Source organism: Flavobacterium sp. H4147 (assembly GCF_029360735.1).
Taxonomy (GTDB): Bacteria; Bacteroidota; Bacteroidia; order Flavobacteriales; family Flavobacteriaceae; genus Flavobacterium; species Flavobacterium endoglycinae.
Window position 1 is genome coordinate 103,072 of record NZ_JARKNB010000004.1, and the last position, 13,167, is coordinate 116,238.

The following is a 13,167-nucleotide window of genomic DNA, read 5'->3' on the forward strand; positions in this document are numbered from 1 at the left end:
GATAAAAGTAGTATTTGTTCTAATGACATTGCTTATTAAATATATAATGGCACGTTAAAAGTAAATTAAAAACAAAAAGAGTCTGAATATACAGACTCTTTTTGTTTTTATTATCGTTTAAGAGAAAAATGTCCTCTAAATTCTTTTCCATTTAGTCTTGTAACTGTAAACCAATAATCGCTGGCTGGTTCCTGATGCCCAAGATATGTTCCATCCCAAGCGGCATTTGGTCCTAATTCTTTGATGAATTTTCCATAACGATCAAATATTCTGATGGATGAATTTGGAGCCAGATATGCTGGATCAATTGTCCAAGTATCATTAAAACCGTCATTGTTTGGGGTGAAGAATTTTGGATAAGGAAGTTCGTCAATAAAATTGATGCATACTCCTTTTGTGGCTTCTAACACTTCTATAGTTACCGGAATTCTGTCGCTTTCGCAATTACTAATTGTTTGTGAAGCATAATATGTAATTCCGTTTTCAAGCAGTGTCGATTCCGAAAGATTAATGGAAGTAGAATTGTTGCTGTACCATTTTATATTTTGTCCCGTAATATCGATACTATTGATTTTTGCATTTTGCTGTATGCAGAAAGATTGAGGAGAATCTGCAATTGGATTTTGTGTGTCCTGTATTTTTACTGTAATGGCAAATCTTTCGCTTTCGCAATTGTTCAATGTTTGGGTTACGTAATAGGTTGCGTTTTGTAATAAATCGGTGTCTGATAGAATATTTCCGTTTACCGTAGCATCATACCATTTTAGGGCTGTTCCGTTTATATTTAAATTGCTTATAGCGGCAAGCTCATCAATACAAAATTGCTGATTGTTATTTCCTGTTGGTAATGGTGTGTCATAAATCTGAACCAGAATTGGTGTTCTGTCACTTTCACATCCAACAGTTTGCGAAGCATAATACGTTCTGTTATTTTCAACCAAAGTGGTATTGGGTAAAACCGAAGCCGAGAAATTAGTGTCGAACCATTTTATATTTTGACCCGAAATCTGAATATTGCTTAAAGTGGCATTTTCGTTTTTACAAAATGATTGAGTAGCATTTGCAGTTGGAGCAGAAGGTGTGTTTACAATTGAAATAGTAACTCCTAATCTTGAAGCTTCACAATTGTTTTCAGTCTGCGATGCATAATAGGTTTGTCCATTAACAAGATTTGTAGTTTCGGTCAACAAAGAGCCATTGGTTTCTGTGTCATACCATTTTATTGATGTTCCAGTAATTTGAAGATCGGCAATTGTTGGATTCTGTGCTGTACAAAATGATTGAGTGGCATTTCCTGTTGGAGGTAATGTAACCTGAATATTAATCTTAACGGGAACTCTTTCGCTTTCGCATCCGTTTATGGTTTGCGAAGCGTAATACGTTGCTTTGTCTTGAGCGACTGTTGTACTTGATACAAGTGTTCCACCTGTTAAGTTACTATACCATTTTATATTTTGTCCCGTAATTTGAATATCATTTAATGTCGCATTTTGCTCAACACAAAAAGTCTGTAGAGAATTTGCAGTTGGTAAAGACTGACTTGTAATAGTAACCGTTTGATTTTGATGCGAAATATTTCCATTTCCATCATCATAATTCCAAACTATTGTATAAGTACCCGGTAACACGTAAGAGAGAGGATCGGTAGTTGTTCCAGTTATTACTCCTGCACAAGCATCAGTAGCGGTTGGGATTGTTGTGACAGTAGTATTGCAATCTCCTGTGATTGTTGGAAGAGTTGCTAAATCTGGCTCTGGAGCTTCGATATCACCAATTACCACATTAACTTTTTTAGTATCGTCACAACCGCCTGTTCCAGTAATTAAACAACTGTATTCTCCGCTATTTAGTGTTGAGGCATTTGTAATTGTAGGATTCTGATCTGTTGATGTAAATCCGTTTGGACCTGTCCATAAATAAGTAGTTCCTCCGGAAGCTTTTAGTTCTAATGTTTTGCCTATGCAAATAGGAGAGTTGCTTGAAATTAATGGATTTGTCAAACATTCTTGAAATTTTACAAGATAGGTTTCGTAATCACCATTTGGCAAATATTGAAAAGAATTTGGTGTACTAATTCCATAATCAGTGACGTTTAAATATGAGCTAACTGATCCAAAAACATACAGAACGTCAAAGTCGTCTGCAGTAATTTGAGGGCCAAATGGAGAATGATAAAACCCTAAAAAGGTTCCCCAAATTTTTTGGCATTGATTATCTAACTTAATAATAAATGAATTACCACTTGAATTAGGATTAAAAGCGTCAGGAGATGCAATATCCCAATAAGAGGCTGATTCTCCGGCAATATATACTTGATCTTTATTGTTAGAATAAATTGAAGTGATTTTTCCTTTAGAATAGCTTAACCATGTTTTGTTTTGAGTTTTTAAATTAAAGCTGGCAAAATAACTGCTTCTAACAGTAGTTAGCATTGTTGTTTCAAAAGCATTAGGTGTAGCTATATTTGTGTTTTCAGTTTCTCCTGAAAAATAAAGATTATCTCCTGTTATTTTACAATTATAAATCCAATCACTATTTGGGCCACCAAAATAAGTTCCCCATATCCGATCTCCATTTGGAGAAAATTTTATTATCATCCCATCTCCATCGCTAGCATTATTAGTTGGGATGTTATAATTAGGCTGGTACGAATTTGAAGTCGCAATACCAGATGTACTTCGGGTAGATCCCGCAAGAATTATATTTCCATCTGGATCAATATCTGAATCTTCAACAAAGTCATCATTTATTCCTCCTAAATAAGTACCCCAGATTCTGTTGCCGTCACTGTCAAATTTTGCCAGAAAACCATCAAAACGATTATTATCTATGAACGAGTCTTGAAATGAATTAGGTGTAGCAATAAAATCATCACTAGTAGTTGATCCGCTTAAATATACATTGTTTTGATTATCAACAGAAAGGCTGTTCGCAAAAGTTAATCCATTATCATTTCCATAATAGGTTGCCCATTGTCTAATTCCGTTTGAATTTAGTTGACCTAAAAACATTTCATCATAAGAACCTGATTTGTTTGGTTTAAAAGAATTTGATGTAGAAATGTTATTACTGCTTCTGCTATTTCCGCAAAAAAATAGAAAAGAATTATTCTTAGAAACCTTTATTTCTTTTATAAAATCATCAAGTTGTCCTCCATAATAAGTAGTCCATAATCGATTTCCATTCTCATCAAATTTTGAAATAAAACCATCCAAAATAAATGTTGAAGAATATAAAGATGAACCAAATACAGTCTGATGTGCTCCTGAGGAAGCCAAATTCGTCATACTCCATGTTGCCCCAGCTGTGTAAACATTATTTGATGCATCGCGATCAATTGAATAATTTTTGTCCCATCTTTCTCCTCCAATAAAGGTTCCCCACATTCTATTCGGCACAGGATCAATAACAACTTTTTTCCCAATCAAAAAATTTGCAGAACGAAATCCGTAAACATTCTTTTTTAATTTCTGATAGCTTACAATAATTCCTTTTTTATGACCTTTTTCTTCAATCCAGCTTGCTGGAAGTGTTTCTTCCATTTTTCCAAAACGAACATTCATCTGGATTTTATTATCGACTAAATCTGTTTCGGCGCCAGAAAATTTTAACTGGATGTCAGAAATTTTTCCTTTTGGATGAATTATGAAATTGTATTCGACTGTTTTATTTGGATCAGCAGGAATGGTAAAAATAGCATCAATATTAGGATAAATGTTTTTGTAGGTTATTTGTTTGTATTGATAAACACCAAGAATTCCTTCTGGTTTGTTGGGAACGTTGTAATAGTTGTCAAAATCGGCAGATTCTTGTTCAGCAATTAATTCAACTTTTGGATTTGAATTTAGAAAATCGATATCTATTCTGTGGAATGTATATTCCAAGTTGTATTCAGTTTCGTCTTTTGGTTTATTATGAAAATACGAAATAGATTCTCTTGAATTTCTTGGATCTTTAGATGGAGAAATTGGAGTCTTTTTTACTTCATAAACATCATACGAAAAACCATTTTGTTTTAACTGAACATTTAATCCTTCTGTGTTCAATAAATATTTTACAGCAGAATTCAGCTTTCCGTTTTGATCTATAATCTGGCCTTTATTTTCTTTAAAACCTACAGATTGGTTTTTACTTTGAGAAAAACCCAAAATAAAAAGCAGTAATAATAAAGATGTAAATTTCTTTTTCATTTTCTAAATTATCTTTTTAAAGAAAAGTGTCCTCTAAATTCTTTTCCATTTAGTCTTGTAACCGTAAACCAATAATCACTGGCTGGTTCCTGATGTCCAAGATATGTCCCATCCCAAGAATTATCCAATCGCAATTCTTTGATGAGCTTTCCGTAGCGGTCAAAAATTTTAATCCCGGTATTTGGTGCTAAATATATAAAATCAATAGTCCATGTATCATTATAGCCATCATTATTCGGGGTAAAGAATTTAGGATAGGGAAGTTCATCCACAAAGTGAATGCAATCCGGAGTTGTAGCTTCAAGAATATTTATGGTAACAGGAATTCTGTCGCTTTCACAATTGCTGGAAGTTTGTGATGCATAATACGTGATTCCGTCTGCAAGTTCAGTTGTCTCGGATAAACCAATAGTAGATGAAGCTGTTTCATACCACTTAATATTTTGTCCTATTATTTTAATATCCCTAATTTTTGCATTTTTCTGAATACAGAATTGTTGTGGAGAATCAGCAATTGGGATTTGTGTGTCTTGAATTTTTACCGTTACTGCAAATCTTTTGCTTTCGCAGCTGTTCAATGTTTGAGTTGCATAATAAGTTTTGCTTTGTAATAAATCGGTGTCTGATAGAATATTTCCGTTTACTGCAGCATCATACCATTTTATATTTGTCCCTGTTATCTGAATGTTCTCGATTGTTGCAATTTCATCAATACAAAATTGCTGATTGTTATTTCCTGTTGGTAATGGTGTGTCATAAATCTGAACCAGAATTGACGTTCTGTCACTTTCACATCCAACAGTTTGCGAAGCATAATACGTTTTGTTGTTTTCAAGCAAAGTGGTATTCGGTAAAACCGAAGCCGACAAATTAGTGTCGAACCATTTTATATTTTGACCCGAAATCTGAATATTGCTTAAAGTGGCATTTTCACTTTTACAAAATGATTGAGTAGCATTTGCAGTTGGAGCAGAAGGTGTGTTTACAATTGAAATAGTAACTCCTAATCTTGAACCTTCACAATTGTTTTCTGTTTGTGATGCATAATAGGTTTTTCCATTAACCAGATTTGTAGCTGCTGTTAATAGCGAACCGTTGCTTACTGCATCATACCATTTTATGGAATTTCCAGTAACTTGAAGATTGGCAATTGTTGGATTCTGTGCTGTACAAAATGATTGAGTGGCATTTCCTGTTGGAGGCAATGTAACCTGAATATTAATCTTAACAGGAACTCTTTCGCTTTCGCATCCGTTTATGGTTTGCGAAGCATAATAGGTTGCTTTGTCTTGAGCGACTGTTGTACTTGATACAAGTGTTCCACCTGTTAAGTTACTATACCATTTTATATTTTGTCCCGTAATTTGAATTTCGTTTAATGTCGCATTCTGCTCAACGCAAAAGGTTTGTAAATTCAATGTTTCGGGTAAAGGTGTCAAATTAATAAATTTTGTTATAATTACTTTTACTGCTTCAGAAATACAGCCGCTGGAATTTTTGATTTTTAGATAATATTCAGCTGGCTCCAAAGATCCTGACGCTGGATTGTTAGTCCATGTTATTCCATTGTCAAAACTATATTCTGAGGCATTAGAAAGAATATGTATCTTTCCTTTACTATCAGTACAGTTTGGCTGAATACTATTATATGAAGGAGGAAAAGGATAATCTGCAGGAGGATTTATCTGAACAGTAACGGGATCAGATATACAACCAGCTGAATTCTGAATTTTAATTTTATAAGTTCCAATAGTTAAATTGCCAGAAACTGTACTGGTTTGCCAGCTGATTCCGTTATCAAAACTATATTTTGAAGCTGGAGTTAAAATTGTAATGCTTCCAAAGGGATTAGTACAACTTGTGGGCTGGATAGCTGTATAAGCAGGATTCGTTATTGCATCTAACGGAGCATCGATTGTTACTTTAATAGCAGGAGAAGGACAGGCTACAGCACTATTTCTTATTCTAACAAAATAATTTCCAGGATCCAAACCTGTTACCTTATTATTACTTGTCCAGTTTATTCCGTTGTCAAAGCTATATTGATAAGCAGTTGTTGATACTGCCGTAATAGTTCCTTTTGAAGATGTGCAGCTGCTTGGCTGTTGAATTAAAATGCCGGGTGCCTGAGCAGCAGGATCTGGATCGGTAAGAGTAAGTAATTTAGGGCTGGATTCACATCCTAATACTGATTTAATTATTAAATAATAATCACCAGCTTTTAAATTTGAAAAGACAGGATTTGAACTCCAGTTTTCTCCATTATCAATAATGTATTCAAATGCTGGTGAAGTAAACTTAATACTTCCTAAAGATTCGCAATTAGGTTGAGTCAACGTAATTGAAGGCTCATCTAAATAGAATCGGGATATATTAACCGCTTTTGGATAAGATTGACATCCAAATTTATTTTTTAATATTATATAATAAGTTCCTTCGTCTAAATCAGTAGAAACCGGGTTTTTAGTCCACGTCATTCCATTGTCGAAACTATATTCATCTCCAATCGGATCAATAGAAATACTTCCACCTTTCTCACATGTTGGTTCTGTCGTTGTATATTCAGGTGTTTCTATGAATATAGCGGGAATACCTACCACTGACTGATAAGACTCGCAGCCCGTTTCGTCTTTTATAATGATATAGTAATTTTCAGCGTAAATCGATGCTGGAATATTCAAAACTTTATTTGAGTTACTCCATGTTCTTCCGCCGTCAAAACTATATTGTGCAGCAGGAGTATTTACTGTAATGCTTCCCGGTGATCCACATTTAGGCTGAATAACTGTTATATCAGGGTAGATTAATTTTGGTTCAGTAAAATTGACGCTGTAATAAGTTGGGGAAACACAGCCGAATTCATTTTTGATTTTTGGATAATAAAAACCGGGAGGTAAATTTAAAGCAGTTGGGTTAGTTCCCCAGGTTTGTCCTCCATCAAAGCTGTAAAATGGGGCTTGAGTTGTTATAGTAATACTTCCTCCCTTATTACAAGTTGGATTTGTATAGGTATACTCCGCATTTCTTAGGTCGAATGGTATGAAATTAATATAAATGCTTTCCGAAACACAACCATCACTGTTTTTGATTTTTATACGATACTCAGAATCAACAGGAAGATTTTCAGCCGTAGGATTTGTGCTCCATGTTGCTCCATCATTAAAACTGTAAAAATCAGCTTTCGTTCGTATGGTTATACTTCCAGTAGCATTTTCACCACAAACAGTAGGCTGGGTAACGTCTAAGTATGGCATTGGAAGATAAAATGAAAAAAGATGGATATGAAAAGGTAAACTAGTACAGCCCTCTTCATTTTTTATTACCACATAATAATTACCTTCTTCCAAATTAGATTTTACTGCGCTTGTTCCCCAAGTTACTCCACCATCAAAACTGTAAAATGGAGCTGGAGTAGTAATTGTAATGCTTCCTTTTTTATTACATTCTGGCTGGACCACCGAACAAGTTGGAAAACTTAAATAACGATCATAGATAGAAACCCTTGTTTGATAAGTCTCACACCCGTTACTGTTTCTCGTTTTTAAATAATAATCACTAGCTTTTAAATTTACAGCTGTGGGATTTGTAGACCAAGTTTGACCATCATCAAAGCTATATTCTTCGGCTGGTGATGTAATAGTTACACTCGCACCTGAGGTGCACGTTACTTCTTTATTTATTACATATTTAGTATCTCCAGTATAAATTTCGGGATCCATAGATATATATTGAGGATCTGATATACAGCCAAACTCATTTTTTATAGAAATAAAATATGATGAAAAAACAGTAGGTACTGTCATTATTGGATTTGTAGTCCAAGTTAACCCGCGATCAAAACTATATTCGGCTGCTGGTGTTGTAATTGTGATACTTCCATTGGTGCTACAAGTAGATTTTATAATAGAGAAAGTAGGATTTGGGAGAAAATAAGGTTTAAGGAAAATATATAATGGCTCAGTTTCACAGCCAAGGCTGTTTTTAGTTTTTACTGCATAAGTTCCAGATTCTAAATTTATCGCTTTAGGATTTGTGGTCCATGTTATGCCATTATCAAAACTATATTCAGCTGCAGTGGTTAGAATAGTTATAGAACCTAAATTTGCACAAGAAGGTGCAACCGATCTTACTTTTGGAAAAGGAGCGTAAAACTTTTTCAAATAAATATATTCATGAGGAGTATTGGATTCACATCCATTTTGATCCTTAATTTTTATAAAATAATATCCTGAAGGCAGATTTGTTGCAGTTGGATTTGTTGTCCATGTGACTCCATTATCAAAACTATATTCAGATGCAGACGTTGTAATAGTTATACTTCCTCCCGAAGTACAGCTGGGAACTGTAAAGGTGTTTTTAGGGAAATCTAAATGCGGAATAAAAAGTAATACGTTTTGAGAATAGGACTCACAACCTAAATTGTTTTTAATTTTAATGTTATAATTTCCTGCCGGTAAATTACTTTTAGTAGGATTCGTATTCCATGTTAATCCATCATCAAAACTATATTGTGATCCGGGAGTCGTAATAGTGATACTGCCATTAGTATTGCATGTTGGCTGTACAATTGAAAATGAAGGTCTATCCAATAATACCGGATCAATAATAGTTATAATAGAAGGTGATGAAATACATCCAGCTGTGGATTTGGTTTTAACATAATATTTTCCTGGACCAGTTGGAATAAAAACAGGATTGGTCTGCCAGGATTTGCCATTATCAAAACTATAATTTAAGCCAGTTTCTTTAACAGTTATGCTTCCTTTAGTATTATTACAGCTAGGTTGAACTACAATTGTTTCGGGACTTAAAAGCGAATTATTTGTGGTGAAATTTGAACTAACAAAGCAGGTATTTCCATTCGTTATTTTAACTGAATAAGCTCCAATATTAGATGGTATTGATGATATTGAATTAGTTTTGTTTGTGGCTCCATTTATAGCAATTCCATCTTTATACCATTGATAAGTAGTGTTTGAGTTTAGATTTTTAGTAATGTTCGCAGTTAGTTGTAAATTACCATTACAAAAAGATCCTGTTTCAGAAATAGTTACGCCAAAATTTTCTGAAGTGTTCAAAATTAAATTGTCGTAAAGAAATGCCAATGTTTCTAATGTGTCAAATAATGGCGGTAATTTCCCTGAAGGTGGCCCCAGCATTATTGAGTTTATGTTTACACTTGGAGTAAAAGTCATAGTAATTTCTCCCCATACTGATTGAGGCTGATACGTTACATGCCCAATTTCGATCCAGCTTGGATCAAAAGTATCTGGACTAGAATTGGTATACAATGGTAAATTATCACGATTATTACATCCAAAAAGGGTAATATTAACAGGTTCTAAGTAATTAAAATCAAATTCTTTATTATTACTTTCGTCTATATAGATACTAGTTAACGTAGCAATGTTTAATTTTAACTGATATTTTGTACCCGCAATTAAAGGAGTTTGTAATTTAGTAGCGAGGTATTCTTTTCTGCTATTTTTATATTCAGCCCTGATTATTCCGTCACCATCAGGAAAATTTTCAAGATGTTTATTGTATATAGCATTTTGTTTTTCACAATTAATGTAGTCAGGGGAAGGCTGGGTACCTTTTACCCATGAATTTACGGCACTTAAATCGTTTAAATTATACGGACAATTTGTTTTTTCTTCAAAAGAAGGATTGGCTAAAATTGAAGTTGTTTTATTACAGACACAATCGCTGTCATTTAAATCTATTTTTCCATCGCCATCATCGTCGATACCATTATTGCAATTTTCCTGAGAGTAACAAAACGTTGAAATAAGTAAAAATAAAAAAAGTAAAGTTTTCTTCATGCGGTCGATTTAAGAGCAAACAAATGTAATTAAATATTGACTAAATAAAATTAAAAAATCAAAACTCAAACCATTAAATCTTTTCCTGAAAAGTCTCCAAATAACCCGTATTTTTGCAGAAAAATATTCCTTTTGAAAACAAAGCTTTTTATAATCACACCACCTTTTACACAGCTGAATACACCGTATCCGGCAACAGCTTACATAAAAGGATTTTTAAATACTAAAAATATCGAATCAGTTCAAGCTGATCTGGGTATTGATGTGATTTTGGAATTGTTTTCAAAAAAAGGACTTGAAAGATTATTTCAATCCCACAACCCACAGCCCACAACCGACAACTGTAAAAGAATTTTTGCTTTACAGGATGAATATATCAAGACAATTGATCCTGTTATTCAGTTTTTACAAGGAAAAAATCCAACTTTAGCGTTACAAATCTGTCAGGAAGATTTTCTGCCCGAAGCTTCTCGTTTTGCGCAGTTGGAAGAACTCGATTGGGCTTTTGGTTCAATGGGGACTCAGGATAAAGCCAAACATTTAGCGACTTTATACCTCGAAGATATTTCGGATTTTATCGTAGAATGTGTAGATGAAAATTTTGGCTTTAGCCGATATGCCGAACGTTTAGGACGAAGCGCCAATTCATTTGATGAATTGTATCAAGCTTTACAGCAACCGCCAACTTATATTGATTCGATTTTAATTTCACTTTTAAAAGCTAAAATTGAAACTGTAAAACCAACCTTGTTTTTAATTTCTGTTCCTTTTCCTGGGAATTTATATAGCGCATTTCGATGTGCGCAATGGGTAAAACAAAACCATCCTGAAATTAAAATTTCAATGGGCGGAGGTTTTCCGAATACCGAATTACGTTCGCTTTCGGATAAACGCGTTTTCGAATTTTTTGATTTCATTACTTTAGATGATGGTGAAGTGCCAATTGAGGAACTTGTTGATAATTTGTCATCCCGAGCGGAGTCGAGGGACGAGAAGCATTATAAACGAACCTTTTTATTAGAAAATGGAGAAGTCGTTTACAAAAACAATTCTCTAAAACACGATTATAAGCAATCTCAAGTAGGAACTCCCGATTATTCTGATCTGCCTTTGGATAAATACATTTCGGTTATCGAAATCGTAAATCCAATGCACCGAATGTGGAGCGACGGACGCTGGAATAAATTAACCATGGCGCACGGCTGCTATTGGGGAAAATGTACGTTCTGCGATATTTCGTTAGATTATATAAAAGTATACGAACCTGTTGCCGCAAGTTTGCTTTGCGATCGTATCGAAGAATTAATCGAGCAGACCGGACAAAACGGTTTTCATTTTGTAGATGAAGCAGCACCGCCAGCTTTAATGCGCACGCTGGCTCTTGAAATTCTAAAAAGAAAACTAGCCGTGACTTGGTGGACAAATATTCGTTTTGAAAAAAGCTTTTCAAAAGATTTATGTCTATTGCTAAAAGCTTCGGGATGTATTGCCGTTTCGGGAGGTTTAGAAGTGGCTTCAGACCGATTATTGAAATTAATAGATAAAGGTGTTACGGTTGAGCAAGTGGCAAAAGTTACCAGAAATTTTACCGAAGCCGGAATTATGGTTCATGCGTATTTAATGTACGGATATCCTACACAAACAATTCAGGAAACGGTTGACAGTCTTGAAATGGTACGCCAGTTGTTTGAAGCTGGAGTTTTACAGTCTGGATTTTGGCATCAGTTTGCATTGACGGCACATAGTCCGGTTGGATTGTATCCAGAGAAATTTGGCGTGACTAAAAAAACAGAAGCAATTGGAACTTTTGCCAATAATGATATTGAATACAACGATTCAACTGGAATTAATCACGATAAATTCAGTTTCGGATTGAAGAAATCTCTCTTTAATTTCATGCATGGAATCTGTTTTGATTATGAACTGCAGGAATGGTTTGATTTTAAAATACCAAGAACCAAAATTCATCCTGATTTTATTTTCAATGCGCTCGAAGAACAAAATGATTTCAATACCAAACCAAATGCAAAAGTAGTTTGGCTTGGCGGAAAACCTTCGGCAGAAATATTCACAAAATCCAAAAAAGGAAGAAGCTGGGAAATGATGTCCTTAACTTTTCATGATAAAAAAGAAAGTTTTATGATTCAAACCAGTAAAGAAGAAGGCGAGTGGCTGACTTCAATTCTCTCTAAAATTTCGATTTCGAATGCTAAAAATTATACTTTTCAGGAAGTGAAAAATGATTTTGAAACTACCTTAGAAGACTTTGAATTATTTTGGTATTCAAAACCAATTAATACGTTACGTGAATTTGGACTTTTGGTTTTATAATTAATATTCGATCGCATATCCATCATTTGGAATTGCTGTTTTAGATAAAAGATTGTTCTGCGAAAGCGCTCTTTTTAATTCCTCACGCGTTGTTGGACAATGATTTAAAGCTTCAAGATGATTGGCAAAAACTTTTCCGGGAGCCAAAGTCACAAATCTCAAAATGTCATTCATTTTCATTAATAAAGGCTGTCCAATATCCAATCGGGCAGTTCCGCAGGCAACAGTTGAAATATCTGGTTTTAGTTCGATAAGCACCTTTTGAACATCATCTGTAAAAATAGTGTCGGAACTTATGTAAACTGTTTTCTCGTTAGGAAGTTCAATAAAAAATCCCATTACATTTCCCATCAATTTGGCTATAAAACCATAACCATGAACGGCTGGGATTCCAATAATTCGTCCGCCTAAAAAAGGCTGTGGTGTCCAATATTCTAAAGTTTGAATAATATTTAAACCTCTTTGAGTAAGTTTTTTTTCGTCTTTTACGTTGCAGATTACCGGAATACTTTTTCTTCTTAAAAAAACTTCTCCCGCTTTGTCAATATGATCCGGATGTAAATGTGTAATTAAACAATGCGTTACCTTACTCAAAATTTCCCTGCTGTTTTTAGGAAGAGCGACAAGAGGATTTCGTTTCGGATTATATCGAAAAATGGTAAATGGCGGAATTGTTTTTCTCTTGCCTAACATTGGGTCAACCAGAATCACATTCTCTTCTGTTTCGATAACCAATGTAGCATTTCGCAGGTGATGTATTTTCATGTCAGGGGAATTTAGAACTTAAAAATACAAAGATTTTCGAAAAACCATTTACAGAT

Annotated in this window: 4 protein-coding genes; 1 reads left to right on the forward strand and 3 read right to left on the reverse strand. The window is 34.3% G+C overall.

The window, feature by feature from the left end; translation table 11 throughout:
- Positions 1–110: 110 nt before the first annotated feature.
- Together P2W75_RS17800 and P2W75_RS17805 are read right to left on the reverse strand one after the other, a co-directional pair.
- Positions 111–4,190, reverse strand: a complete 4,080-nt coding sequence (locus P2W75_RS17800) for a T9SS type B sorting domain-containing protein (RefSeq protein WP_276381510.1) — start codon at positions 4,188–4,190, stop codon at positions 111–113.
- Between the two features lie 8 nt (positions 4,191–4,198).
- Positions 4,199–10,015: a T9SS type B sorting domain-containing protein gene (locus P2W75_RS17805; protein WP_276381511.1), complete on the reverse strand. Its 5,817-nt coding sequence runs from the start codon at positions 10,013–10,015 to the stop codon at positions 4,199–4,201.
- A gap of 132 nt (positions 10,016–10,147) precedes the next feature.
- Here P2W75_RS17805 and P2W75_RS17810 point away from each other — a divergent pair, with 132 nt between their 5' ends.
- Positions 10,148–12,346: a radical SAM protein gene (locus P2W75_RS17810; protein WP_276381512.1), complete on the forward strand. Its 2,199-nt coding sequence runs from the start codon at positions 10,148–10,150 to the stop codon at positions 12,344–12,346.
- On the opposite strand, the gene P2W75_RS17815 is transcribed toward P2W75_RS17810, so the two are convergent.
- Positions 12,347–13,111: an MBL fold metallo-hydrolase gene (locus tag P2W75_RS17815; protein WP_207295060.1), complete on the reverse strand. Its 765-nt coding sequence runs from the start codon at positions 13,109–13,111 to the stop codon at positions 12,347–12,349. It abuts the gene before it with no gap.
- Between the last annotated feature and the right edge of the window lie 56 nt (positions 13,112–13,167).

Excerpts from the sequence above, each read along its gene's own strand:
- P2W75_RS17800 (WP_276381510.1), bottom strand. The coding sequence starts at position 4,190 with ATGAAAAAGAAATTTACATCTTTATTATTACTGCTTTTTATTTTGGGT.
- P2W75_RS17805 (WP_276381511.1), bottom strand. The coding sequence starts at position 10,015 with ATGAAGAAAACTTTACTTTTTTTATTTTTACTTATTTCAACGTTTTGT.
- P2W75_RS17815 (WP_207295060.1), bottom strand. The coding sequence starts at position 13,111 with ATGAAAATACATCACCTGCGAAATGCTACATTGGTTATCGAAACAGAA.